Raw genomic sequence first — 25,581 nt, forward strand, 5'->3', positions numbered from 1 at the left:
CAACACTCGACTTTATTGCGCAAACGAGGGCTTTTGTGAAGAAGAAAGCCCAATTTCTCGTTTGTATGCACTGAGAAATTGGGCTTTCAATATAGGGATATCAACAACATTGTAAGTTTTCCAAACAGTACCCCTCATTTTTGAATATTTAACTATTGTTTCTTTTAGTACGGATTGTAACTCAATTAATGGATTTTTAGAAACTGGGGATTCATAAGTCTTATTATTTATTTGAATTGTTTAATCAGCTAAGTTCATCACAACCATCATAAGTTTACTCTAACTCATAATTCTGTCTTGACTCTAGCTTTACTTCTGCTAGATTAGGAGCCACGTTTTCTTTTTTACGATAAAAAAGAAAGTAAGAACCTATAATAATCGCTGCAAGGGTGGAAGTAAGATAGAATTGTGACCGCATAGAAGCTATAAAAGCTTGGGCCATATAAATAATACATATCATGAAAATCGTTGCATATGTTAAGTATGGAAATAACCACATTTTCACTTTGAGTATCTCAGGATTTTCCTTCTCCGTCTTTCTTCGTAGTCGTATATGTGAGACGGCGATAAAAACATACATAATAATTGTAACTCCGCCTGAACTATCAGCTAAAAATACAAATAATTTATCAGGGGACAAAAACTTAAACAAGGTAAATACATAAGTAAAAATTACACCTGCTACTAAAGCCCAAACCGGTATCCCTCTTTTAGTAACATTTGACAGAAACTTGGGAGCATCCCCTTTTATTGAAAGAGAGTATAGCATACGTGAGCTTGTATAAAGCCCGGAATTTAAAACGGACATCAGAGAAATAAATATTATAATATTCATAATCTGACCCGCAGCAGGAAGGCCTGCCATATTAAATACACTAGCAAAAGGAGTTTCAAGTAATTTATTTGCTCCCTGTGGAATAACCATAACTAATACAGTTATTGAACCAATAAAGAAAAGTAGGAGTCGCCAAACTACAGCGTTTATAGCTCTAATTATATTTTTTTGTGGGTTTGTAGATTCACCAGCTGCAATTGCTGCTACCTCACTCCCTGATAGTGAAAATGTAATAAAGATTACACCAAGGAGTACAGGAGTAAATCCATGTGGAAAGAAGCTACCGCCTGCCATTAGTTCTGATAGGCCTTGTGCTTTAACCCCAGGAACGATCCCCATCATAATTGCTGCACCTAAGCCAAGGAAAATTACTATTGCAGCTACTTTGATAAAAGCTAACCAGTATTCAAATTCCCCGTATACTTTAACCGAGAACATATTTGTCATGGCCAATAAAATAGGAAAGAATGCACTTCCCACCCATACAGGTATTGAAGGCAGCCAGTTATGAAGCATCTGTCCCAATAACGTCGTTTCAAAAGTAACAATGATCACCCAATTGAACCAGTATAGCCAGCCAATCGTAAATCCAGCCCAAGGACCGATTGCCTGATGTGCGTATGTTGAAAAAGAACCACTATCAGGATTAACGGCTGCCATTTCTCCTAACATCCGCATAATTAAAACAATCAATAATCCAGCAATAATGTAAGATATAAGTGCACCAGGTCCTGATGAACTAATCATCGTGCCACTTCCTACAAATAGTCCGGCCCCGATAACGCCACCAATAGATATCATTGTTACATGCCTAGTTTTGAGGCTATGTTTCAGTTCATTATTTTGATATCCCATTTCACATCTCCTTTGATTTAATATTATTAATATTCACTCTTTTTTGTCTAAAAAAATAGTTGGACAAAATAATCCGAATTATATCAACCAATTTGTTAGTAGTTTTTGAAAAACACGATCCCCCCTCTATCACTCAGTTATATAATTTAAATACATCCCCATGACTATCCTACATAAAAGCGTTTTCAAATCCATGTGTATCCTTTCTATTAATTATATAAGCAAGAACCATGCCAAAAAGAGATTTCCTTTAAATTAAACTTTTAAAGCTGAAAATAATGGAAAACAATCCATTTTTGAATCAGATATGTAAATTTTTGATTTGTTTATTGATTATTAATGCAATTCTGAATTATATTTAATTAGTAAACTAATAATTTAATAAAGGAGGCTGCCATGTCCACTGAGGATATAATTTTAGAGAAAATTATAGAAACTTCTAATAACAATATTACAATTACTGATGGAAAAGGGGTTATCTTGTATACCAATATTAATCACTGGTCTGTTTACGAGCATAAACCAAAACCAATTATCGGGAAGTCAATATATGAACTTCAAGAACAAGGGATTCTTTCCCCGTCTATAACAGCCATAGTACTCAAAGAAAAAAGTCCAATCCAAATTATGCAGAATACAAAGACGGGAAAAATTATCATGTCGACAGCCTATCCCATTTTCAATGATAATGGTGAAATTATCCGAGTCATCAGCTATGCATTTGATCAGACAGAAATTAGAACCTTGCAAGACCAATATGAAAAATTGGAAAGAAAGGTAAAAGGTTACCAAACAGAGGTAGAGGAATTAAGAGAGAAAGAGGGGGCTCTCTATCGAAGTAAGGAAATGCAGCAAATCTCGAAAACCATTCTACGATTGGCAAATACAGATGCTACTGTATTGTTACTTGGAGAGTCTGGCGTAGGAAAAAGTATGTTTGCACGAAAGCTTCACACTCAAAGCAACCGTCGAAAAGAACCGTTTATTGAAGTGAATTGTAGCACAATTCCTTTAAATTTATTTGAATCAGAAATGTTTGGATATGAATCTGGATCATTTACAGGAGCCCAAAAGAATGGCAAACAAGGATTAATTGAACAAGCTCATAACGGAACTTTATTTCTAGATGAAATTGGTGAACTGCCTTTGTCAATTCAAGCAAAATTACTAAAAGTTCTACAGGAAAAAAAGTTTATTCGAATTGGTGGAAATAAAGAACAGCGTGTTGATTTTAGGTTGGTGACAGCTACCAATAAAGATTTAGAAGAAATGGTTCAAAAAGGTGAATTTCGTCTCGACTTATATTACAGATTAAATGTAATTCCACTTTCTATTCCCCCTTTACGAGACCGAAAGGAAGATATTTCTTTATTGATAAATCATTTTATGAAGTTAATTAACAGAAAATATAAGACTACAAAAAAGTTACACCCTTCTACATACGAAATACTGCTTATCTATAAATGGCCTGGAAATGTACGTGAATTGGAAAATTTAGTGGAACGACTTATTTTAACCACCGAGGAAACCATTATCCTGCCAAATTCCCTTCCTGCCAACATTATCGGCCAAGCAAAAACCAATAGAGATGATATCTCTCTAATTGAACAATTTATTTTTAGAGAAGATCATAATCTAAAATCTGTAATGGAACTCGTTGAAAAATGGATGATTATTAAAGCCCAGAAACAATGTAAATCCACTTATGAAATGGCCAAATATCTTGGCATCAGCCAACCATCTGTCATTCGTAAACTTAAAAAGTACAAAAACACAGCTGAAGCAGAAGAGAATAATTAATTAATTCGGCTTTGCCAAGTTTCTAACAAGACACTCTTCTTAAAGTAAAAGCTATGTTAAACTTTAATGTTGTTTTTTTAAATAAAATAATAGAGGTACTTATTGTACCTCCATTTTTTATGCTGGAATTAAATTAATTAACCCAAATGGATTAAAGAAGACATCATCTTCCTCATATCTATATTCATTAATTAAATCGATTTTGTATAAAGGTGAATTTTCCTCTAAACTAAATGTTTCACCATTTTTAAAAGATGGATGCTCGACAATGTTATAAAGATTAAAGTTATTAAGGAGGTCTGAGGCTTCTTCTGGTGATATTGAAGAAGGAGTAATGACATCAGGTAATCCAAATGCTTTCATTCCGCACGAAAAATAACTTTCCTCATCACCAACAAGATTCACAAAGTGAGAATAGATAGGGAAATAATCTTGGTTTTCTAATAGCTGAAACCATTCATCTTTGGTATGTGCAATTCCGGATGTTTCGATTTTTACTGCTAAACCGCCAGATTTTAATAAAGTTGCTCCGACATCTACTATTTGCTTAAGACCTTCAAACCCTTTTATATTTGCTATTACATATACTGTAAGGGTATGATGTTCAATTTCATCTAAAAGGCTATCTTCAAAGGTTCCTGCATAGGAGAAAGCTTCCTTTAAATGGGGGTCGTGTTCATAAACTTCCACTTCAAAACCTACGTCTTTTTTTGCGTTATGAATAATGTAACCAGCCATTAAATACCCATCGCCGTTAGATACAACAGACTGTATTAACTCTGTTCTATTTTTCCATTTCCCGGGAACCCCAATAATGACTTGAACTTCTGCCATAACAACACATCCTTGAATTCTATAATATAAATTTTGAGGTCCGCAATGACCTGTTAGTTTCCTGAATTTGATACAAACAGGATGTAACCATCATATGTTTTAAATTCTTTATTGAATTGGTAAAACCCTCTATTTCAATGAAACGAAACCAAGCCAAATAAGGCCCCAAATATTTAGAAGCTACACCATTGAAGCGATTCATCCAACGCTTTAAACGACTATGATAGTTGTTTACGTTTTGAATGTGATAAATGCCCTTCATTGCTCGTATTTTTCCATCAGATTTAAAACGGTAATGTTCTACCTTCTTTTCTTTCGCATAGCTGCTGAACGCTCTTCAGGAGTCTGTGCACAAAATATTTTCTGTAGATAGGAGGGAGCCAATCTTCATATCTAATTTTTTCTTAACTATCCGTCCTTTTCCCAAAACAGTTGAAAGAGTGATTTTTTGACGGTCACGGGCAAACAAGACGCAAACTTGGTCATAGCTAATTCCCCTTTTATCGGAGGTGCCGCCACGTTCTATTGGTTCTCTGCCTGTAATATTTCTTTTATCTTTCTCAGAGTACAAAAAATAAGTTTCGTCCATTTCAACAATTCCACTGAATTTTTCGGTAGGAATTTGTTCGAGAGATTGATAAGAGTTAATGCCTCCAATAAAACAGAGTAACCCAAGAAACATCACCGATAAGCTCCTCAGATTTTCTAAGTGAGTAACCTTCTATCATACATTCAATAAATTTCAGCCACTTATCTAGCTTTCGTGTCCGATTTAAAGGTGTATTTGTTAAATCGGTAAAAGTTTTTGAGCAGTTTTTGCATTTGTATCTTTGCCGGGTAACTGATTTCGAACCTACTTTTGTTTGATATTTACCAAATCTAACTTCGTTATTTACTTGGCAATGTGGGCAGGAAAACCCTTTTTCATTTTTTCTTTCTGCTATTTCCTTTATTAAAGGTTCTTTACTGTGAATTGAAACCTCAAGTGCATTTTGGAGGTAAGAAAATAATCTTTGCTGTGTCATATCATCCAAGTTTTGTACTTCAAGAATTATATCAGCTAACTTCATTGGATTACCTCGAAAACCATTGTTTTACGACCCATTTCGGAACATTTGTTCTGAAATAGCAAATATCAACAATGAAGTTTAACATAGCTAAAGTAAAAAACAAATTCATTTTCTGAACCAAAATTCAGGAAAATGAATTTGTTTTGAATTAAAGGATAGTGTATCAGTAAGTTATAGATTTAGCTGTTAGGATTTCGATAAATATTTATTGATTAAAACGCCCACGTTGACGTAGCAATTCACGATTTAAGTTTGGATCCTTTTCAAAAGCAGCACGTCCGTGCAACCAGAAAATATTATTAATTACTACAAGATCTCCAACTGGAAGCTCCAATTCTATTACACTTTCGTTATTTTCCATGGAGTTGGAGAGGTCACGTAAGTATTTTGCCTGGTTAATAGTTTCGGGATACACGAATTGATCGATGAAACAAATGCCTGGCTTGTTATTATGATTAAAGAAAGTCAACCTTTCAACCTCTTGGCTTACATTTTTACTACTCGGTGCTTTATATGTGAATTTATGACCTGCTAATGGGTGATTCATAAATGTGTCAAGTTCCTTCCAATCATCGAGGTGCAACAGTCTTGATTCACCGCCACGAGCATTTTGTTCAACCATTTTCATCATTAACAGCCAGTCAGTCGGCTCATCTACAAATGTGCCATCTGTATGAAGTGTAAATAAACGGTAGGCCTGCCGTAAATAAGAATCACTGCCGTCCGTGTCTTTCACACTGAATCGTGCATAATAGTTTCCAGACATGGCATCAAAGTTCGGGGTACCAATCAAATGTGAAATCGCTGTTGAAAAAATGACATATTCATCAGTATTTTCAGTTACTCCCTGCAAACCGAGAGTAAAACCGCCCGACTCCCGATCATGAACAATACTGCGAAGCAGGTCTCCAAATTCTTCTCCTACCTGATCCAATAAATAAGAAGCTGTAAGGTGACGTGCATAAGGCATGTATTCCAAGTGTTGAACAGAATAGTTTTCCCGCTTTACTGCGTCAAGAAATTTTACAATACTTTCTTTTGACAATTGAATATGGTATAAACGGTTGGATTGCGGATGAATTCTTACTTCATAGCTTTCTGTTACCATTTCAAATTTAGCTGTTGTCTTTTCTAAAGTACTCATGTTTCATTCCTCCTGTTTAAGTGAAAAATTAGTGGTTTTGTTAACAGGAAATATAAAAAGCCAGTTGTAAAAGGATCCCAATCAGTAAGGATTTACTTTCTACAACTGGCTTATATTCACTTCTCCGCTTTATTGAAATAAAGTCACAGTGAATATGCAGTTTTCAGGTATTTATTTTCCCGTTTTCCACTATTTATAACTATTCACGATTTTGAAATGGTATTTTCCAAAGGAGAACTTGTTATAAATAATAATTATTAATAATATAGCAGTAATTATTCGATATGTCAAATTATTTATAATTTTTAAAATATTTTCCGAAAAATAGACCTATATTACAGATTCTATTAATTTCGCTTGTAATGGAATACGCCTTACTACTTCTTTCCCAATTTCAATAGAAGCTGTTGCAGCTGGCGATGGTGCATTACATACATGTATTGAGCGTTTCCCTACAATAATTTGAAAATCATCTACCATATTCCCATCGGCCTTTAATGCTTGAGCACGAACACCAGCAGGTGCAGGAATCAGATCATCTTCCTGAATTTCAGGAATTAACTCTTGGAGACTTTTTGTAAATTGCTTTTTACTAAAAGAACGAACATATTCCTCCATTCCTTCCTTCATAAATTTCCCTGCCAATTTCCAAAACCCTCCATAGCTTAAAACTTCCGCAAGGTCCTTTGCATTAAAATCTGTTTTTTTGTATCCTTCCCGCTTAAAGCTCAATACTGCATTTGGACCTGCATCCACTTCTCCACTGATCATTCGAGTAAAATGAACTCCTAAAAAAGGAAATTTAGGGTTTGGTACAGGATAAATAAGATGTTTCACAAGGTACCGTTTTTCTGGTTTTAATTTATAATATTCACCTCGAAATGGCACGATTTTCATGTCTGTTTTGTAACCTGCTGCAATTGCCATACGGTCGCTATGCAATCCCGCACAGTTAATTACCATGTTTGCTTTTATTATTCCACGTGTAGTTTCAATAGTAACTTGGTCTGATTCTTCATGTATCTTTTCTACTTTTGTATTTAAATGAATCTCGCCACCATTTTCTTTAATAATTTCTGCAAATTTCTCACTAACTTGACGATAATTCACAATCCCCGCCACTGGAACTCGAATAGCAGCAAGACCATTTACATGCGGTTCAATTTCCAGCAATTGATCTGAACTAATTCGAGATATACTTAATCCGTTTTCTTCTCCTCTTTTATATAAATTATCAAGAAGCGGAATTTCTTCCTGTTTTGTTGCAACAATTACTTTCCCACAAATATCATGTTCGATCCCATACATTTGACAGAATTCTCTCATTGACTGACTTCCCTGTCTTGCAAAGCGTGCCTTAAAGCTACCTGGTTTATAATAGATACCTGAGTGAATGACTCCACTATTATGACCAGTTTGGTGATCAGCAACAACTGACTCCTTTTCTATTACAACTACTTTTGCATTCGGAAACCGTTGATAAATAGCCATTCCTGTTGATAGACCTACAATTCCTCCCCCAATGATTGCAAAATCAAACATTTGAAAATTCCCCCTTTATTCAACTCAATTTATTATTGATTTCCTCCATATACTGGATCAAGTTATTCTTTGTCCGCAAAATATGATATTCTACAGCAGCCCTCAGTTCTTTTGGGTCCCCTCTTAATGCAGCTTCATAAATCATCCTGTGCTCCCGCTGGGTTTCAGGATAATGGTTAACAAGTAAATTTGGCGCTATCGGCGAGATACCAAGCGTTTCCACCATTTTTTGAACTCTTTGCCATGGACAGCCTTTTCTCAGTGTTTCATGAAAAGCTGCATTAAGCTGAATATATTGATCATTTGTGGCATCTGATATTTCCAGCTTTTCCATTTTAATGAGTATATCTTTTAAATGATTTTTATCTACTTCCTTTAGAAATGGAAGTGATTTTTCTACTGCCAGCCCCTCCAATAAAGCCCGAGTTTGGTATATTTCCTCTATGTTATCCCTGGTAATTGGAGTGACGATAGCTCCTTTATGGGGAACCATCTCCACTAGGCCTTCCATCTGAAGCTGTGTAAGTGCTTCCCGAATAGGCATTCGGCTTACTTCAAGTCGTTCGGCCCATTCCTCTTGGATAAGACGCTCACCTTTTTTCAATGTTCCATTCAAAATAGCTTTCCTGAGACTTTTAGTTACATAATTTACGACTGTTGACTTTTCTTCACTAACATTGCCCAAATGTTATCCACCTCTTATTATATTGGATACAATAAATACAATATAACAGCAATTATAAGTGATTTCAACACAAAATTCGAAATATTGTATCCAATCCAAATTAATTTGGATACAATATTTCGACAAACAGTTTTTAATATTGGAATATATTCAGATATAGGTCCTCAAGAAAACGAGCTTGGTATTCCTTAAAAATTGAAGAAATTTATGACCCAAAATATTAAGAGGGTGTCCCAAAAGTATAAACTTTAGGGGCACCCACTTTTTATTAATGGTCTGTTAAACTTGTCTGTTGATTTCCGCTCTAGTGGCGGTACGGGGAGCCGCCTCGGCGCTATTGCGCCTGCTGGGTCTCCCCTGCCCCGTACTCCCGCAGGAGTCGAGCGCCCTCCGCTCCAATCAACATTGCGGAAAAATTATCATGACCTTTGCACATATAGTGGTGCCTGACACCCTTTGGGACAGCCTCTATACACAATGTCACTTTTATTTTTTTTCTTTCCTTGGGTTTTAAATTTTCTCTTTTTTAATTAACACTTTTGAAATTCCCACGATGCATGGTTCTCCTGTTTGCTTAATGATTGTCTGGCTTACTGTTACCACTCCTTTTCCATTCCCTTTATCTTCAAGGTCGATGACTTCAAGATCAACATGAATGGTATCGTTAATGAAGACAGGGTGAATAAACCGAAGCTTATCAATTCCGTAATTTGCAATAACTATATCTGGCTTCAAATTGGTAAGTCCCACTGAAAAAGAAAGTACCAGCATTCCATGGGCAATCCTTTGCTTATAAAAAGAATTCTTTGCATACTCAATATCCGTATGAAGCGGATAAAAGTCACCCGTAAGTGCTGCAAACATCACGATATCTGTCTCAGTAATTGTCCGGCCTCGCGACTTCCATCGTTCTCCTATTTCAAATCTTTCAAAATATTTATCATACACATTGCTCGCCCCCTCTTAACTATTTTCTTAAAACTGTTTTTAGAATTTTACCAGTAGCATTACGCGGCAAAGCCTCGACAATTTCAATCTGCTTTGGGATTTTAAATCGAGCAATTTTTCCATGAAGGAATGATTCCACGTCTGTAGAGGAAAGTGGCTGACCACTATCTTTTAAAGCAACGATTGCTTTAATTGACTCTCCCCATTTTTCATCAGGGTACCCAATGATTGCAACTTCCTTAATATTAGGATGGCGATATAATAGCTGCTCAATTTCAATTGGGTAGACGTTCTCCCCGCCAGTAATAATCATATCTTTCTTGCGGTCGACAATATAGATAAAACCCTCTACATCGAATTTCGCCAAGTCACCAGTATAGAACCAGCCATTTTTAATGGACTCCTTCGTTGCTTCAGGTTTATTCCAGTAACCTGCCATAACATTAGGACCATTAACAATCATTTCACCGACCTCCCCTGTCGGTACATCGCGGTCATTAGGGTCGACAATCCGGACGCTTGTGTGAATTAGCTCTCTCCCGACGGATCCATTTTTTCGAACCGAATTTTCCCTATCAAGAATACAGACGGATGGAGCTGTTTCTGTCAGACCGAAGCCTTCATAAAAGGGAATATCCCGTTTTTGAAAAAATTCAATCACCGTTATAGGACATGGTGCTCCGCCAGAAATGGCAATTCGGAGTGAGGAAATGTCGTATGCCCCAAAGTTTTCAACGTTTGTTAGTGCCTGCCACATGGCTGGAACGAGGAATATACTAGTGATTCTCTCATCATGGATTTTTTGCAGTACTCGAGTTGGATCAAAATGATCTTCTAAAAAGACTGTGCCACCTTTATAAAGTAAAGGTGACGTGATGACACTCATACCACCAATATGGAATAAAGGTGCTACAGCTAACGTACTATCACTATAGTCAAAAGGTATAATGTTGATGGAGTTAATAGCATTCCATTGTGTATTCCCATGGGTTAACATCGCTCCTTTCGGTCGGCCTGTTGTCCCGGAGGTGTACATCATCATTTGAACATCCTCTAATCGAATATCATATTCTGGTTCTTTATTAGAGGCGTTCGCGATTAAGTCCTCGTAGACAGAGTCCTCTTTATGAGGATTGTTGCCAACGTGGATGTATTCTTGCAAACTTGATTTCATATCCCGTAGTTGTTCAACTAAGGATTTCATCCTGCAATCATAAATGAAATGATAGGCTCGGGAATCATTCACAATATAGAGGACTTCGTCGACACTTAACCGGAAATTGATAGGAACGAAGATGGCACCAATTTTTGCACAGGCAAACATCGACTCAAGCATTTCATTCGTATTGAATAATAGGGCATTGACCCGGTCACCTTTTCTTACCCCTTTTGTAAGGAGGGTGTTTGCAAGACGGTTTACCCGTTCATTCACTTCCACATACGTATATCTTTTCTCATTGTAAACAAATGCCAGCCTGTCAGGTCGGGCTTTACTATGCTTTACAAACCAGTTTCCAATTCCCTTGACCATTTCTATTTCAACCCCCAATGGAAATCTATTTGCTTAAAATAGTGGAATGTTTCTTAGCTGGAAGTGGAAAATCTTTATTTTCAAACGTCTCATATCTCCTAATTAATTCTTTTCGTAATTCACTTGGGATCACTAAATCATCAACGACTAACTCACCAGAGAGCTTGATAATGTCATATCCTGCCCGGTATTTGTCTCGAAGTTCTTGTACGAGTGCGGCTCTTTCAACTGGATCTGTTACCGCTTGGATTTTATTATAGTAAACAGCATTGACTGCTGCTACTGGTCCCATGATCGCGATTTCAGCAGACGGAAGTGCAATAGTTGTATCAGGTTCTTATGCTGGGCCTGCCATGGCATAAATACCAGCTCCATATGCTTTTCGAACAATTACACACATTTAAATTCGTTCTCTTTCTGCGAGCAATTTTTGTTCTCGTTCCAAACCATGCACCATCCCTTATACATAATATTTAGTCTACGATAATTTGATGCAAGATTTATACCAACCACATATTTAAGTCAAACTATAGACATAAACTTAAAAATAACTACTTTTTAGCTACAGTAGAAGTTATGGTTGTACACATACAAATGTTAAGAAAAATAGACAAATGTAAAGCTTTATAAACAATGAACTGTTTGGGATAAACATATTTTTAGAGGCAAATTTATATGGCTAGGAAAAGTGGGTGCGGTCTTTGAGATCGTTAATCAATGACCGTTTTCTTTTGAAAAGTAGGTTTTCGGGTGTTGTAAGCGTTCATCAACGACCTTTTTCTCTTGAAAAGTAGGTTTACGGGCATTGAGAGCGTCCATCAACGACCTTTTTCTCTTGAAAAGTACTCTTACGGGCATTGAGAGCACTCATCAACGACCTTTTTCTCTTGAAAAGCAGGCTTAGGGGCAATGAGAGCGCTCATCAACGAGCGCTCATCAACGACCTTTTTCTCTTTAAAAGTACTCTTACGGGCATTGAGAGCGTTCATCAACGACCTTTTTCTCCTGAAAAGTAGGCTTACGGACATTGAGAGCGTCCATCAACGACCTTTTTCTCCTGAAAAGTAGGCTTACGGACATTGAGAGCGTCCATCAACGACCTTTTTCTCCTGAAAAGTAGGCTTACGGACATTGAGAGCGCTCATCAACGACTTTTTTCTTAGTTAAACTCCTCTTTTATTACCCCAAATCAGAGCATGCAATTGGGGTAGCACTTTTACATTATTTAGTGTCTCATCACACATTACCTTATCGATGAGTAACTCATATTTCTTTAATAGATGTATAAGTAGATCTTGATTGTTGGTTGTCCGAATATCATCATTACCTACCTGTAAGAAAAATGGAATGTGTGGATAGCGGAGATGGACGTTTTTAGCATATTCATAGTCTACATCATCAAAGACTACAACCTTCAAGCTTACATTATGAGATGGATTTGCTTGTTTTAGTTTCTCGATAATGTTGTCGAGAACAATAAAATCAGTAACCATATTGGAACTTGGCGGTTTTGGTGAGATGGTTAATTCATCAATCTCCCAAAACCAATCCTGCCACTTGCTTCCTTGAGTTTCGACTCCGATTTTAATATTTTTTCCTTTAAGAAGTGCGATAAAAGTATCTAAATTCTTTATTAATGCAGGATTACCACCGGATATGGTGACAAATGAGAAGTTATTCCCACCAATACGTAGAAGCTCTTCCCAAATTTCATCGGCTTCCAACATACGAATATCATTTTTCCCAGTTCCATCCCACGTAAAGGAAGAATCACACCAACTGCACGAATAATCACAGCCGGCGGTTCTAACAAACATTGTTTTTTGACCAATGACCATCCCTTCGCCTTGGATTGTTGGGCCAAACACTTCCATTACTGGTATTTTACTCACCGTTCATCCACTCCCGTCTCGCTTCAGCATAGCTTGTAGGAGTTTCATATAAACGAACAAACTCTACCCTTGCACCCATATACTGTTTTTGTCTTTCTTCTTGCTGCAATGCCTCTTCCATTTTTTCAAAAATCCACACTACCATGTTTTCGGCTGTTGTGTTCATCGGTGGTAGGGTTTCATTTAAATATCTATGATCAAGAAATATTTCAATTTCGTTTTTCCAAATGTCTTTAATATCGCCAAAATCAATCATTAAGCCACGTTCATCTATAAAACCACTTAATCCAAAGATGACTTTATACGTATGTCCATGTAAATTTTTACATTTCCCGTCATAGCAATGCAAATGGTGGGCAGCATCAAACGTGAATTCCTTACTTACCAATACTCTTTTAGAATGATATTTTAATTGATTACGATTGATATCATCATCTATTTTTTGGAGTTTATCTACGATACGAAAACCATACATGTGACTTAAAACTCCTTTCGTGAACTTAAATATTGATCAAGGCCTCTTTTTCTTAATTTGCAAGATGGGCATTCTCCACAACCATCAGCAATAATCCCGTTATAGCAGGTCAAAGTTTTTTCCCGTACAAACTTTAAAGCATTTAGTTCGTCTGCCAACTGCCAGGTTTCAGCTTTATCAAGCCACATTAGTGGGGTATGAATCACAAATTGCTGATCCATTGATAGATTTAACGTGACATTTAACGATTTAATAAAAACATCCCGACAATCTGGATAACCACTAAAATCTGTTTCACAAACACCGGTTATAATGTGTTTCGCTCCAACCTGACTCGCTAGGACACCTGCAAACGACATGAATAAAAGGTTTCGACCTGGAACAAACGTAGATGGAAGTCCCCCATCCTCTCCTTCTTTAACCTCAATATCTTCTCGTGTTAATGCATTGGGAGCTAATTGGTTTAATAAAGACATATCTAAAATGTGATGTTTTAGACCAAGTTCATTCGCAATATTTTTGGCACATTCTATTTCGACCTTGTGCCGTTGATTATAGTTAAAAGTTACGGCTATTACTTCTTCAAAACGTTCCATTGCCCAAAATAGACAGGTGGTACTATCCTGTCCACCACTAAAAACAACAATAGCTTTATCCTTTTTCATGAACATTTTTCTCCTTTTTAAAAAAAACAGGCCTACTAAAGAAAGCAGACCTGTTTTCATTAGTTTTTTAAAGAGGGTAGCTAGAACCTCTGATATAGATTTTCTTACGACTTATATGATTATAAACCAATTCCACATTTTTTTCACTTGTTTGACGACATTTTTCGACATCACCCTAATCATCTGTGAATATTAATAAATACTCTCAAGAACTGATAATTCAGCACAAACTACTTTCAAACCTAGCAATCTTCTATTCTTGAAAAATTGTAGGGGGACAAAATATAAAAATGAGTGCTCAAAAAGAACACTCATCTTGGAAACATCGCTTATTTTATTTCGACCGTTCTACTAACCAGTCGCCAATGGTTGGGTACGTTATTTTTGTAGCCTGGCTGCCAAAGGTAATCGACGTATGACCAACTGGTAAATTTTTAAATTGTTTATCTTTACTTGATATAGCGTTCATCAAAGCTTCTACTTGATGTGGTTGGGCAATAAGGTCGTTTTGGCCCGCTAAGTTAAGGACATTAGCAGTAATATTCTCTAGATTAACCTTTTGACCGCGAATAACAAGTTCCCCTTTAATCAGCTTATTTTTTTGATAAAAATCTCTAATCCACTGACGATATGCTTCACCTGGGAATGGAATACCGTCGTTTAACCATTTCTGCAGTAATTTAAAGCTCTTTACAAACTTTTCATTATCTGCACGATCAACAAGACTGACATATGGTCCATAAAAGTTTGCCATTGGTTTAATCATTTTATTTCCAAAGTCAATCATTTCAGGTGGAATAACACCAAGGGTTTCCACCAATTTATCAATATCAAAATATCGCTCATCTAGCATTTCACCATATGCGCCTGAATTTTCAAAATCAAAAGGGCTAGTCATAAAGATAAGGTTGCGGATCGGTAATTCAGGGTGTAGTGCAGCAAATACTGATGTCAACGTTCCGCCCATGCAATAACCAAGGATGGACACTTCGTCAACATTAGATTTTTTCATTACCTTTTTAACAGCTCGCGGAATATAGTCCATAATGTAATCATCTAGTTTCATATTCCTATCTTCATAGCCAGGTGTACCCCAATCAAGAAGATAAACGTCAAATCCTTGATTAACCAAATACTCAATTAAACTTCCACCTTTGGTTAAATCCAGTATATATGGTTTATTAATTAGTGCATAAATCATAAGAAGTGGAATCTTATGTACTTTCGGTTGTTCTGAAGTATATCGATATAGCTTCGCTTTATTTCTAGTCCAAACTACTTCTTTCGCTGTTGGTCCTACTTCTGGTTTGGCCTCGGTCGTTAACACTTGTGTTGCTTTTATTACACGATTCATTTGCTGAGGATACTCTGGAGGTATTAATCCGGAAAGTACTTCCCATTCTTTCTCCATAAAAACGCTCATACTTTTCACTCCTTACTAAGGTTCTTCATTCTTTACTATATATAATGAGAGGTACTTTCATGACTATTACATGTATAGTCCGCCATTAATATTTAATTGCTGTCCAGTGATATAGTCACCATCTTTACATAGGTAAACCACACCACGGGCAATTTCTTCAGGTTTTCCTAAACGTTTTTGTGGAACCTTTGCTACAATTCCCTCAAGAACTTTTTCAGGAATTGCCTGTACCATCTCGGTTCCAATAAATCCTGGGCAAATCGCATTAACCGTTACATTACTTTTAGCAAGTTCAAGAGCAAGTGATTTTGTGTATCCAATCAGTCCCGCTTTAGCTGCTGCATAGTTAGTTTGGCCAAATCCCCCAGCTTGTCCAATAATAGACGAAATGTTGATGATCCGGCCTCCATCTGATTCAAGAAGATGAGGTAAAGCAACAGATGTATTGTTGTAAACACTGTTTAAATTTACATCGATTACTTTTCTCCAGTCCTCTTCGCTTAGCTTTTTAAATGTGCTGTCTCTGGTAATTCCTGCATTATTAACTAAAATATCTAGCCTTCCAAAATGATCAATTGCTTCTTGGACTAGACTTGATGCTTCATCCTTATTTGAGACATCAGCTTGAACTGCAATGGCTTCCCCGCCGATTTCATTAATTTCAGCAACCATTTTTTCTGCCAATTCTTTGCGGCTGGCATAGTTAAGTACGATTTTTACGCCGTTTTTAGCCAGTTCCTTTGAAATTGCTGCACCAATTCCTCTGCTTCCACCTGTTACAATTGCTACTTTGTCCTTTAGCTCTGTCATTTTACACACCTCAACTATTTTAGTTAGTAATAATTTTTTTATGTCAGCTAAAACTTATTTTTTTGAAAAATCGATTCTATTTGGTTCCTTCTGAGGATTTTAACAAAGTTAGGATCTCATTTAGTTTTTTATCGAAACCCTTCATATCCTTTTTTAAATCGGTTAATTCACTTTGCATTGATCCTTGATTTCCTTTACTGTCCTGTTTTTCTTCTAATAATTCTTCTAAACTATCGACTTTTGCATCAACATTGACAATTTGTGAAGCTAGATTAGCAATGTCATTTCGAGTTGGAACATTCACTATCTGTAAATAACGTTCTGTTGTTTCATCCATGAATTTTTTAACTTGTAGATTCATATCCAGCATTTGCGCAATACCTTGGGATGGAAATGACTCCTTCACTTTATCATCAAAGTAATTACTGGACTGGGAATAAACATCCTTCCAAAGTTCAAAAAAGTTATAGCCTCCGCTCACTTCTTTTCCTCCTCAATAATTTTTATTGTCGTTTTTATCATACTAGCTTCCAAGGTACTATTAAAGAAAAAACATTTAAAATTTTCAAAATATATTTTTGCTTTTTTTGACAAATTTCTACTTTCTATGTAATTTACACATAAGGACTTTCAACAAATATAGTCGATTTCACCAATTATAGTAAGATTTTTAGCGAGAAACTTGTAGAACAGTTGATTTTTCCTCAGTTCTTTTATTTTTATTTATTGAATAGTATTAGTTAACAAATGGATATCCACTGTTTCAAAGAATGGTTTTGTTTGTTATTTTTGTCAACAATAGGTAATAATAAGTTATTTTTTTCTACAATTCTCTACAAATAGTGAGAACTTTCGGATGGTTTTCTATTCACAAATCAGACACATTTTCAGCTGTGACCTGTTGTTCTGTTGTGTACTTGGGAAATGGATTTCAAAAATGAGGTGAGAATATTGAAGTTTATTGAAAAGGTCGTTTTAATTACAGGCGGGGCACAAGGAATTGGAAAAGCGACAGCTAAAAAATTTCTTCAGGAAGGTGCAAGTGTCGTTATTTGTGATTATGATGAATCTGCTGGTAAGACTGCACTAAAAGACTTGAATGATGAAAAACTAGACTTTTTTAAAGTAAATGTAACGGAAAGCTCCCAGATCGATGAGATGGTTCAAGCAATTATCGAAAAGCACGGCAGAATTGACATTTTAATTAACAATGCCGGAATTACACTTGATGGGTTCCTAACAAAGATGCACGAATCAGATTGGGAAAGGGTTATTTCTATAAACTTAACTGGGGTTTTTAAATGCACGAAAGCTGTAGCCCCTATCATGTTACAACAGGGGTCGGGAGTCATTCTTAACGCATCGTCTGTAGTTGGTATCTATGGAAATATCGGTCAAACGAATTATGCTGCGACAAAGGCCGGTGTGATTGGACTGACAAAAAGTTGGGCGAAGGAATTTGGTCCTAAGGGGATCAGGGTCAATGCCGTGGCACCAGGTTTCATTGAAACAGGCATGACGGCGGCGGTACCAGATAAGGTACTAAATTTGATGAAGGAAAAAACTCCTCTTAAGAAACTTGGAAAACCAGAAGATATTGCTGCTGCTTACCTATTTTTGGCATCAGAGGATGCAAATTATATAAACGGAACAGTATTAAGTGTCGATGGTGGCTTAGTTATTTAGAGTTTCCGTTTCAAACTCTTTTCATAGGCAGGTTAACCAATAATGTTGATAATCAAAAAAAATTAAGAGGGTGTCCCAAAAATATAACTTTAGGGGTACCCCCTTTCTTATTAATGGTCTATTAAACTTGTCTGTTGATTTCCGCTTTAGTGGCGGTCCGGGGAGCCTCCTCGGTGCTAATGCACCTGCGGGGTCTCCCCTGCCCCGTACTCCCGCAGGACATTGAATTACATCCTTTAATCCGCCCACGCACGAAGGAAATGCGATAGCATTTTCGAGGAGTCGAGCACCTTCCGCTCCAATCAACATTACGGAAAAATTATCATGAACTTTGTACAAATAGTGGTGCCCGTCACCTTTTGGGACAGCCTCATTTCTAGTTAAAAATGAAGCTTAATCAAGATGTGGAGGTTTTACACCTAGGATCTTGATTAAGCTTTTAGAATAGAAGTTAGCGATGTCTTCATTTAACATCGAGTCCCTCGGTTTATACCACGTTGAAATACTATTGATAGATCCTAAGATTAATAATTTCGTTAGTTTAATGTTATCCGTTTGAAAAGAACCATCATTGATGCCTTCTACTAAAATCGATTCAAATAAGTCTTCATAGTAATCTCTTTGCTCGATTACTTTGTTGTACAATTCCTTAGATAATACACTATTCCGATTAATAATGTTGAAGACAGCATTTTCTTCGATTACATACAGAACTAAAGAGTTGATCGCCTTTTCTAGTTTAATAGCTTGAGGATTTTTCTCTTCAATGATTTCCTGCAGTCTTTCAATACATTTTGCTGCTACAAGTGTATGGCATTGAAACAATAAGTCTTCCTTACTGTTAACATAATAGTATATCGCTCCTTTTGTCATTCGAAGCTCATTCGCAATATCTTCAATCGTGGTGGCATGATATCCCTTTTGGATAAATAAATGGGCCGCGGTTCTCAAGATGATCAGTTTTCTTTCAGCTGATCTATCCTCTCGGAAGGATGCCATCCTTCACCACTCCTTTCTTTACCACCATTTTGCTGTTTTACATTCACTTAAGGGAATATTCATTTTTTAATTTATGTTTTAAAATTTTTCCAGCCGCATTCCTTGGTAATTGCTCAGCAAAGTAAATGTTTTTCGGTATTTTATAACCCCCTATTTGTCTTCTGCAAAAATCCTTTAATTCCTGCTCATTAATATGATTTTTGTCTGATGGTACAACAATCGCTGTAACAACCTCCCCATACACTTCATGCGGAAGACCAATGATGGCCACTTCGTTTACCAATGGGTGTAAAGAAAGTACATTCTCAACCTCTGCTGAATATACGTTTTCATCACCGGTTAATACCATATCTTTTTTACGATCAATGATAAAATATTCCCCATTACTTAAGCGAACTCCTAAATCACCGGTATGATACCATCTATCAATAACAGCTTTACTTGTCTTTGATGGTTCTTGCCAATATCCTTTTAATACAGTATCGCTCTTGACTAATATTTCTCCGACTTCATTTTCAGGCTGCTCTTCCCCCATATCATTTACAATTTTCACAAGTATTCCATAAATAGGTTTACCTGCACATAATCCAGATGCCATAATATTTGGCAAAAGTCCAAATTTCTCTATTTCACTTGCTAATGTTCTTGGTGTAATCATGTTACTCATCACATGTGCTGTATTTTCAGTCATCCCATAAACATTTGCTACTACAATATCGGAATCATTAGGTAATAAATCAAAAAAACTCGTTAATGTTTGATGAGATGTAAAGCCTCCCCCAGTTGAAACAGTCCGTAAACTGGTTAGATTAAATTGTTTACTAGCTTCTGAGGTTGCAAACATTTTCAGCTGGGTTGCCGTAATATCTAAATCGTTCACTTGAAATTTTTCGATCAATTCCCCTACTTTTTCAATAGAGAAATCTGTAAATACACAAGTCATTCCCATTGCAATTTTGTTAAACCCCATCATGACACCGATATGAAAGAAGGGGAAAAGGCACATACCTACAAAGTTTCGCTGTCGTGGAAATTCGATTAGCTGGTAACTACACATTTGGGTCATATTTTTATGAGTAATCATTGCCCCCTTCGGCTTTCCTGTTGTACCACTTGTATAGCAAAGAAAGGCAATATCCTCTTCCTTTATATCTGTTTCTAGTTCCGTGTTACTCGCAGCATTGATGATTTCTTCAAGTTGATGGCTTTTATTATCTTTTTTACCAACACAAATTAGGTTTTTAACACCTGGTAGTTCCTCGAGCATGGAATGAATGGTTTCTTTATACGAGTCCTCATAAACAATGGTGTTAACACCCGCATGATTGAGAATATATTTAATTTCAGCAAATCCAAGTCTCGTATTTAATGGGACTGCAATCCCCCCCATGCTAAATATACCGAAATACAATTCAAAGTACTCCGCTCGATTTGACATAAGGATTGCAATTCGGTCTCCTTTATAAAAATTCTTCTGAAAAAGTGCATTTGAAATTTTACATACCCTTTCATAAAATTCCTGGTACGTTCTCTCTATTCCGTTTGAAATCAATGCTGTTTTATGGGGATACTCCCTTACAACACTTTCAAGCATATGCTTCAATAGCATTCGAAATTCATCTCCTTTTTGCTAGTAGGAAAGAGGATAACCAAATCCAAGTTTATCCCTTAGTTCCTTGATAACTTCACCATGGGTACATCCCACTTCTATCGCATAAATGGTAGCTTCAAAAACATTTAGTGTTTTGTCTTTCGCTGCCTCTCCTAACCTAGCTAAAGCCTCTACTACTCTTTGATGATCTCGATTTTTCTTATAATTTTCTAAGCGAAGCAAATGTTTATCAACAAGCGTAGTATCCACCCTTGTTACTGGTGGGCGTTTATCTTCACTCTCATCAATTTGATATTTATTTACTCCTACAATAACCTTATCGTTTTGATCGACTGCTCTTTGATATTTCATTGCAGATTCTCCAATTTCCTTTTGAATATAACCATTTCGGACTGCTTCTAGCATGCCGCCCATTTCATCGATTTTATGGATATATTCCCATGCTTTTTCTTCCATGTCGTCTGTTAGTTTCTCGAGGTAATAGGAACCACCTAATGGATCTATGACATCGGCTATGCCGGATTCTTCTGCTAAAATATTCTGCGTATTAATGGCAATTCTAGCTGCCTCCTCAATTGGCGTTCCTAAAGCTTCATCATAGGAATCGGTATGAAGAGATTGCGCTCCGCCTAATATTCCTGCCATGGCCTGAACAGTTATTCGAACGATATTATTTAATGGCTGCTGTCTCGTTAATTCAGCACCAGAAGTCTGTCCGTGAAATTTAAATCGCATTGATTTTGGATCAACTGCACCAAATCGTTCTTTTAAAAGTCTTGCCCAAATTCTTCTTCCCGCTCGAAACTTAGCAATTTCTTCAAATAGACTGATGCTAATATCATAGAAAAAGGTAAACCTCGGGGCGAAGGAATCAATTTGCAATCCTCGTTTCAAAGTTTCTTCAATATAGGTAATGCCGCTTGAAATCGTAAACGCCAGTGCTTGAACAGGTGTTGCACCAGCCTGTTGCATATGCTGCCCAACAATGCTGACGGGGTTCCAGTTTGGAAGGTGGGTATTGATATATTCTATGTGGTCAAGTAAAACTTTCATACTTCCATCAAGAGAAAGTCGGTAGAACATATGATTTGCTACAAAGTGGGAGATAAAGTCAGACTGATTACTAGTTCCAGTGATTTTTGAGAAAGGGATGCCGCGACGCTTTGCAATGACTAAAAGCATTGCTAGACCTGTAAAGCCGATGGGATCATTTAGGCTGATACTAAGCTGATGAATCGGGATTTGATCAAATGCTATTTCCATGTCTTCAATCGTGTTGATTGGTGTTCCACAAGTACCGACAAGCAACGGATCCACCATGTCGGCGTCATAACCTCGATAAAAGCTATTGCAGAAAATTAAACTGACAGCGTTGGATCCAGCTTTAATGATTTCTCTTTGGCGTTCGTTAAATCTTTCAGGGGTATCAAGGCCAATTAATTGTCTGCGGCTCCAGCCCCTCCCTCGGTACATCGTAGGATAAATTCCTCTTGTAAAAGGGTATTGACCCGGATATGCTTGGTTGTAATCTGATGTGTATAATGGCTGAATCGGTATACCTGACAAGTTATATGTTACGTCGTCTTCAGGGAAAACTCCTCGTACTCTTTTATATTCTGCTTTCCACTTCTTTAGTTGTTCTATTTTTTCCATCGTCCTCACCTCCGGAATTTAATTTAAGATTAGTCTTTTTACATTTTTAACAATCGATTCTAACGTTTCTCCAGGATGGAAAATTTTCGATACTCCTGCTTGTATTAATATTTCTTCATCTTCTTTCGGAATGATGCCCCCCACAATTACTTTTTTATCATCCAATTCTTCCACTTTAAGCGCTTCCATTAATTTTGGAATGATTAAATGATCATAAGCTAATGAACTAATCGCAATAATATCTACATCCTCTTGAATCGCTATTGAAACTACATCTTCAATGGTTTGCCATGGACTCGTATAAATTACTTCCATTCCAGCTTCTCGAAGAGCACTAGCAATTACTCGAGCACCTCTGTCGTGTCCATCTAACCCAATCTTAGTGACTAAAATTTTAATTGGTCTTTCCATCTTTCACTCTCCTCTCCACGTTTGGTCCAAATGGTTCATGTTAAAATGTTTATTAAAAATAGTTTCTGCCGCTTTTTCAGGATCCGTTAATTTTTGTTTGACCTTGTAGACGGTTTCGCTCCATTCAGTACTTTTTAAAATGGTTTCATCCAAATAACATAAAATTTTCTCTTTAAGGCTTTCGGCCAATTTATACTTAACATGTTTCATTTCAATTTCGGAACGTTCTCCTGTTAGATTAATTGATTGCCAACGTTCCTCAATACTGTTAATCAGCTCATCTATTCCACTTTCAGTAACGGCTGAGGTTGGCAATACAGGCACTTGCTTTCTATTAAGTACCGCTTCGGAATGAATCATTTGGGTGATGTGCCTTACCGTTATAGCGGAATTAGGTAAATCAGCTTTATTTACAACAAATACATCAGCTATTTCCATGATCCCGGCTTTTTGGGCTTGAATTTCATCGCCTAATCCTGGAGCAACAACAACTAAGGTTGTGTGGGATAGATTCATTATCTCTATTTCGGTCTGACCAGAGCCTACAGTTTCAATTAAGATATAATCAAATCCAAATGCCTCTAAAAGAGTCGTAATATGTCTTACCGACTTTGTTAGGCCACCAACATTTCCTCTTGATGCAAGACTTCTAACGAATATATCATGCGATTGTTGCACCGTTGCCATCCGAATTCTATCACCGAGAATCGCCCCATTCGAAAATGGACTACTTGGATCAATTGCAAGAACAGCAACCTTTTTCCCACTCCTTTGCAGTCTAGAAGCCAATTTATCTACTAGTGAACTTTTTCCTGTACCAGGTGAACCAGTTATTCCGATAATATGGGAGTTACCTGAAAGAAAATACAGTTTTGAGACTAATTCAAGATAGTGTTCCTGTTGATTTTCCACTATTGTAATTGCTCTCGCTAAATCTTTTTGGCTTTGCATTTTAATCCCACTCACTAGTTGATCAATCGCAATAGTTCTTATTTTCGTTCCCTCCTCACACTCCATTTTTCTTAACTAAGCATGCAATTGCCGGACCACCGCCTGCACATAATGTAGCAATACCCAGTTGTTTATCACTTCTATTTAACTCTGTTATTAGCGTTCCTACTAATCTTGCACCTGTATTTCCAGGTGGATGTCCGAGAGCAATCGCGCCACCATTGACATTTACCCTTTCAATTGGAAAATCTAGCTCCTTAATACATGCTAGTGCCTGTGCTCCGAAGGCCTCATTAATTTCTAAGAAATCGATATCACTTATTGATAATCGATTTCGTTTTAGAAGTTTTTTAACCGCAGGGACGGGTCCATATCCCATGATTTCCGGTTCCACTCCTATTGACACCACATCTTGAATTATTGCTAAAATGGGATTTCCGTTTATTTCTGCATATTCTTTAGCCATTAATACAAGTGCACAACCCCCATCGCTTAATGGAGGTGAATTCCCCGCTGTTGAAATTCCGTTTATATGAAACGCTGGTGGTAATTTTCTCATACCTTCTAATGTTGCCTTTGGTCGAAGACATTCATCTGTTTGAATAATCTTTTCCTCTTTTTTACTTTTAATAACAATTGGAACAATCTCTTCTGCAAATCTGCCTTTTTCATGTGCTCTAAAAGCTTTTTGTTGGCTTTCATAGGCAAACAAATCTACTTCTTCTCTTGTTAATCTGGCGTTCATAGCTACAGTTTCAGCTGTATTCCCCATGTGAATACCAATAAAAGCATCATCCAATCCATCGTAATACAGACTGTCTTCTAATGTTTTGGGTCCTCTTTGGTGCCCCCACCTACCTGATAGGTCTAGGTAAGGAACATTACTCATGCTTTCAAAACCGCCAGCGACCACAACCTTTGCCTTTCCCAACCTAATTTGATCTGCTCCTATGTCAATTGCCCGAATTCCAGAGGAACATTGTTGATTAACAGTCATTGCTGGTGCATTTTCAGTAATTCCTGAGTGAATAGCAGCTTGTCGGGCAGGATTTCCTTTTAAACCCGCTTGCCAAACTACTCCCATAATAACTTCATCCACTTCATTCCCAGATACGTTTGCTTTTTTCAACGCACCTTCAATAGCCGCCTTTCCTAGCTCGACTGCCGAAACATCTTTAAAAATCCCTCCATATTTTCCAATCGGTGTTCGTGCATAAGCAACAACTGCCACCTCCACCATATTTTCAAACCCCCTAGTCAGTTTTTAAACCAAAAGTATTTTTTTAAATCTATATTCAGCAATTTAGAAAAATAAACATATTCTTTCAAAAAAATAAGACTGGCCCAAAATGATCGTGATTAACGACCATTTTGGGCCAGTCTATGTAACGAAAATCTAGTTTCATATGTAAAAAAATGAGTTTCATTTGCGAAAATCCAAGTTACTAGCATAAGTTTTAGGTTGGTTTCTTTTTATTAAACCAGGTATGCCTTGCTGATCAAGTAAGGCAGTTATTTTTTCTAGTTGAGTACGATCTTGGACTACAATAAAGTTTGAATGATAAAACATATTTTTTACGTTTATTCTGACACTCCCCATCCCTGAAGGCAGGGGGTTCTATTTCATACCAAGTTTGGCTCTCCAAACCTAATGCGAAAAGAAAGAGGCTTGGCATCACCTTTGCCTAATGAAACTTTTTAGGTCGAAACCGTTCTGACGAACTTCGTTCGTGTGGTTGGATTTCCTTCCATCTCACAGC

23 protein-coding genes, 1 pseudogene and 1 riboswitch are annotated in these 25,581 nt (G+C 36.9%); of the genes and pseudogenes, 2 read left to right on the forward strand and 22 right to left on the reverse strand.

Annotated elements, in window-relative coordinates; all coding sequences use genetic code 11:
• Nucleotides 1-274: 274 nt before the first annotated feature.
• Complete coding sequence (locus tag BN1082_RS25070) at nucleotides 275-1,690, reverse strand: amino acid permease (protein WP_090639767.1); 1,416 nt, start codon at nucleotides 1,688-1,690, stop codon at nucleotides 275-277.
• A 396-nt stretch (nucleotides 1,691-2,086) separates the two neighbouring features.
• Between BN1082_RS25070 and BN1082_RS25075 the strand changes: the two genes are divergently transcribed.
• Nucleotides 2,087-3,490, forward strand: coding sequence for a sigma-54 interaction domain-containing protein (locus BN1082_RS25075; RefSeq protein WP_090639770.1), 1,404 nt, complete (start codon nucleotides 2,087-2,089; stop codon nucleotides 3,488-3,490).
• A 117-nt stretch (nucleotides 3,491-3,607) separates the two neighbouring features.
• Here the strand turns inward: BN1082_RS25075 and BN1082_RS25080 are convergent, their stop codons facing one another.
• The 15 genes and pseudogenes from BN1082_RS25080 to BN1082_RS25145 all read right to left on the reverse strand — a co-directional run bounded on the left by BN1082_RS25080 (nucleotide 3,608) and on the right by BN1082_RS25145 (nucleotide 16,990).
• The gene (locus BN1082_RS25080; RefSeq protein ID WP_090639771.1) at nucleotides 3,608-4,324 is read right to left on the reverse strand and encodes a DUF4261 domain-containing protein; all 717 of its coding nucleotides are present in this window, start codon (nucleotides 4,322-4,324) and stop codon (nucleotides 3,608-3,610) included.
• Nucleotides 4,325-4,343: 19 nt separating this feature from the next.
• A pseudogene (locus BN1082_RS25085) lies at nucleotides 4,344-5,394 on the reverse strand (IS1595 family transposase).
• Nucleotides 5,395-5,599: 205 nt separating this feature from the next.
• A complete protein-coding gene (gene glaH, locus BN1082_RS25090; RefSeq protein WP_090639773.1) occupies nucleotides 5,600-6,538 on the reverse strand; it encodes a glutarate dioxygenase GlaH in 939 nt (312 codons plus the stop codon).
• A 330-nt stretch (nucleotides 6,539-6,868) separates the two neighbouring features.
• Entirely contained in the window at nucleotides 6,869-8,080 is a 1,212-nt protein-coding gene (gene lhgO / locus BN1082_RS25095; protein WP_090639775.1) for an L-2-hydroxyglutarate oxidase, read from the reverse strand.
• A gap of 19 nt (nucleotides 8,081-8,099) precedes the next feature.
• On the reverse strand, nucleotides 8,100-8,765 hold the full coding sequence (locus BN1082_RS25100; protein WP_090639778.1) for a GntR family transcriptional regulator: 666 nt from the start codon (nucleotides 8,763-8,765) through the stop codon (nucleotides 8,100-8,102).
• A gap of 510 nt (nucleotides 8,766-9,275) precedes the next feature.
• Entirely contained in the window at nucleotides 9,276-9,713 is a 438-nt protein-coding gene (locus BN1082_RS25105) for a MaoC/PaaZ C-terminal domain-containing protein (protein ID WP_090639781.1), read from the reverse strand.
• Between the two features lie 19 nt (nucleotides 9,714-9,732).
• The gene (gene menE / locus BN1082_RS25110; protein WP_090639783.1) at nucleotides 9,733-11,244 is read right to left on the reverse strand and encodes an o-succinylbenzoate--CoA ligase; all 1,512 of its coding nucleotides are present in this window, start codon (nucleotides 11,242-11,244) and stop codon (nucleotides 9,733-9,735) included.
• 25 nt (nucleotides 11,245-11,269) lie between these two features.
• The gene (locus BN1082_RS25115; protein WP_425412223.1) at nucleotides 11,270-11,566 is read right to left on the reverse strand and encodes a carboxyl transferase domain-containing protein; all 297 of its coding nucleotides are present in this window, start codon (nucleotides 11,564-11,566) and stop codon (nucleotides 11,270-11,272) included.
• A 526-nt stretch (nucleotides 11,567-12,092) separates the two neighbouring features.
• The gene (locus tag BN1082_RS27905; RefSeq protein WP_176699945.1) at nucleotides 12,093-12,236 is read right to left on the reverse strand and encodes a hypothetical protein; all 144 of its coding nucleotides are present in this window, start codon (nucleotides 12,234-12,236) and stop codon (nucleotides 12,093-12,095) included.
• A gap of 171 nt (nucleotides 12,237-12,407) precedes the next feature.
• On the reverse strand, nucleotides 12,408-13,118 hold the full coding sequence (gene queE / locus BN1082_RS25120) for a 7-carboxy-7-deazaguanine synthase QueE (protein ID WP_176699949.1): 711 nt from the start codon (nucleotides 13,116-13,118) through the stop codon (nucleotides 12,408-12,410).
• 10 nt (nucleotides 13,119-13,128) lie between these two features.
• Entirely contained in the window at nucleotides 13,129-13,611 is a 483-nt protein-coding gene (queD, locus tag BN1082_RS25125) for a 6-carboxytetrahydropterin synthase QueD (protein WP_090639788.1), read from the reverse strand.
• Nucleotides 13,612-13,616: 5 nt separating this feature from the next.
• Nucleotides 13,617-14,276, reverse strand: a complete 660-nt coding sequence (gene queC, locus BN1082_RS25130; protein ID WP_090639789.1) for a 7-cyano-7-deazaguanine synthase QueC — start codon at nucleotides 14,274-14,276, stop codon at nucleotides 13,617-13,619.
• A 53-nt stretch (nucleotides 14,277-14,329) separates the two neighbouring features.
• A riboswitch (PreQ1 riboswitch) is annotated at nucleotides 14,330-14,372 on the reverse strand.
• A 238-nt stretch (nucleotides 14,373-14,610) separates the two neighbouring features.
• Nucleotides 14,611-15,699: a class III poly(R)-hydroxyalkanoic acid synthase subunit PhaC gene (gene phaC, locus BN1082_RS25135; RefSeq protein ID WP_090639791.1), complete on the reverse strand. Its 1,089-nt coding sequence runs from the start codon at nucleotides 15,697-15,699 to the stop codon at nucleotides 14,611-14,613.
• A 66-nt stretch (nucleotides 15,700-15,765) separates the two neighbouring features.
• Nucleotides 15,766-16,509 (reverse strand): acetoacetyl-CoA reductase, encoded by a 744-nt coding sequence (gene phbB, locus BN1082_RS25140; protein WP_090639793.1) that lies wholly within the window; start codon nucleotides 16,507-16,509, stop codon nucleotides 15,766-15,768.
• A 76-nt stretch (nucleotides 16,510-16,585) separates the two neighbouring features.
• Entirely contained in the window at nucleotides 16,586-16,990 is a 405-nt protein-coding gene (locus tag BN1082_RS25145) for a hypothetical protein (protein WP_090639794.1), read from the reverse strand.
• A gap of 470 nt (nucleotides 16,991-17,460) precedes the next feature.
• On the opposite strand from BN1082_RS25145, the gene fabG reads away from it, so the two are divergent.
• The gene (gene fabG / locus BN1082_RS25150; protein WP_090639796.1) at nucleotides 17,461-18,195 is read left to right on the forward strand and encodes a 3-oxoacyl-[acyl-carrier-protein] reductase; all 735 of its coding nucleotides are present in this window, start codon (nucleotides 17,461-17,463) and stop codon (nucleotides 18,193-18,195) included.
• Between the two features lie 393 nt (nucleotides 18,196-18,588).
• Here fabG and BN1082_RS25160 read toward each other — a convergent pair whose 3' ends face one another.
• The 6 genes from BN1082_RS25160 to BN1082_RS25185 are packed head-to-tail and all read right to left on the reverse strand — an operon-like array spanning nucleotide 18,589 to nucleotide 25,061.
• Nucleotides 18,589-19,194, reverse strand: a complete 606-nt coding sequence (locus BN1082_RS25160; protein WP_090639799.1) for a TetR/AcrR family transcriptional regulator — start codon at nucleotides 19,192-19,194, stop codon at nucleotides 18,589-18,591.
• 43 nt (nucleotides 19,195-19,237) lie between these two features.
• Nucleotides 19,238-20,803 (reverse strand): class I adenylate-forming enzyme family protein, encoded by a 1,566-nt coding sequence (locus tag BN1082_RS25165; protein ID WP_090639801.1) that lies wholly within the window; start codon nucleotides 20,801-20,803, stop codon nucleotides 19,238-19,240.
• A gap of 21 nt (nucleotides 20,804-20,824) precedes the next feature.
• Complete coding sequence (locus BN1082_RS25170; RefSeq protein WP_090639803.1) at nucleotides 20,825-22,459, reverse strand: acyl-CoA mutase large subunit family protein; 1,635 nt, start codon at nucleotides 22,457-22,459, stop codon at nucleotides 20,825-20,827.
• Between the two features lie 18 nt (nucleotides 22,460-22,477).
• The gene (locus tag BN1082_RS25175; protein WP_090639805.1) at nucleotides 22,478-22,870 is read right to left on the reverse strand and encodes a cobalamin B12-binding domain-containing protein; all 393 of its coding nucleotides are present in this window, start codon (nucleotides 22,868-22,870) and stop codon (nucleotides 22,478-22,480) included.
• Between the two features lie 3 nt (nucleotides 22,871-22,873).
• On the reverse strand, nucleotides 22,874-23,836 hold the full coding sequence (meaB, locus tag BN1082_RS25180) for a methylmalonyl Co-A mutase-associated GTPase MeaB (protein WP_176699946.1): 963 nt from the start codon (nucleotides 23,834-23,836) through the stop codon (nucleotides 22,874-22,876).
• A 40-nt stretch (nucleotides 23,837-23,876) separates the two neighbouring features.
• Complete coding sequence (locus tag BN1082_RS25185; RefSeq protein WP_090639808.1) at nucleotides 23,877-25,061, reverse strand: thiolase family protein; 1,185 nt, start codon at nucleotides 25,059-25,061, stop codon at nucleotides 23,877-23,879.
• Between the last annotated feature and the right edge of the window lie 520 nt (nucleotides 25,062-25,581).

This window comes from Neobacillus massiliamazoniensis, assembly GCF_001048695.1.
In the GTDB taxonomy this organism is placed as follows: domain Bacteria; phylum Bacillota; class Bacilli; order Bacillales; family Cytobacillaceae; genus Neobacillus; species Neobacillus massiliamazoniensis.

What these genes read in the sequence shown, in the direction of transcription:
- BN1082_RS25165 (WP_090639801.1), bottom strand. Translation starts at nt 20,803, where the DNA reads ATGCTATTGAAGCATATGCTTGAAAGTGTTGTAAGGGAGTATCCCCAT.
- glaH (WP_090639773.1), bottom strand. Translation starts at nt 6,538, where the DNA reads ATGAGTACTTTAGAAAAGACAACAGCTAAATTTGAAATGGTAACAGAA.
- BN1082_RS25080 (WP_090639771.1), bottom strand. Translation starts at nt 4,324, where the DNA reads ATGGCAGAAGTTCAAGTCATTATTGGGGTTCCCGGGAAATGGAAAAAT.
- BN1082_RS25175 (WP_090639805.1), bottom strand. Translation starts at nt 22,870, where the DNA reads ATGGAAAGACCAATTAAAATTTTAGTCACTAAGATTGGGTTAGATGGA.
- BN1082_RS25070 (WP_090639767.1), bottom strand. Translation starts at nt 1,690, where the DNA reads ATGGGATATCAAAATAATGAACTGAAACATAGCCTCAAAACTAGGCAT.
- phbB (WP_090639793.1), bottom strand. Translation starts at nt 16,509, where the DNA reads ATGACAGAGCTAAAGGACAAAGTAGCAATTGTAACAGGTGGAAGCAGA.
- lhgO (WP_090639775.1), bottom strand. Translation starts at nt 8,080, where the DNA reads ATGTTTGATTTTGCAATCATTGGGGGAGGAATTGTAGGTCTATCAACA.
- BN1082_RS25170 (WP_090639803.1), bottom strand. Translation starts at nt 22,459, where the DNA reads ATGGAAAAAATAGAACAACTAAAGAAGTGGAAAGCAGAATATAAAAGA.
- menE (WP_090639783.1), bottom strand. Translation starts at nt 11,244, where the DNA reads ATGGTCAAGGGAATTGGAAACTGGTTTGTAAAGCATAGTAAAGCCCGA.
- phaC (WP_090639791.1), bottom strand. Translation starts at nt 15,699, where the DNA reads ATGAGCGTTTTTATGGAGAAAGAATGGGAAGTACTTTCCGGATTAATA.
- BN1082_RS25160 (WP_090639799.1), bottom strand. Translation starts at nt 19,194, where the DNA reads ATGGCATCCTTCCGAGAGGATAGATCAGCTGAAAGAAAACTGATCATC.
- BN1082_RS25075 (WP_090639770.1), top strand. Translation starts at nt 2,087, where the DNA reads ATGTCCACTGAGGATATAATTTTAGAGAAAATTATAGAAACTTCTAAT.
- queD (WP_090639788.1), bottom strand. Translation starts at nt 13,611, where the DNA reads ATGTATGGTTTTCGTATCGTAGATAAACTCCAAAAAATAGATGATGAT.
- queC (WP_090639789.1), bottom strand. Translation starts at nt 14,276, where the DNA reads ATGAAAAAGGATAAAGCTATTGTTGTTTTTAGTGGTGGACAGGATAGT.
- BN1082_RS25185 (WP_090639808.1), bottom strand. Translation starts at nt 25,061, where the DNA reads ATGGTGGAGGTGGCAGTTGTTGCTTATGCACGAACACCGATTGGAAAA.
- queE (WP_176699949.1), bottom strand. Translation starts at nt 13,118, where the DNA reads ATGGAAGTGTTTGGCCCAACAATCCAAGGCGAAGGGATGGTCATTGGT.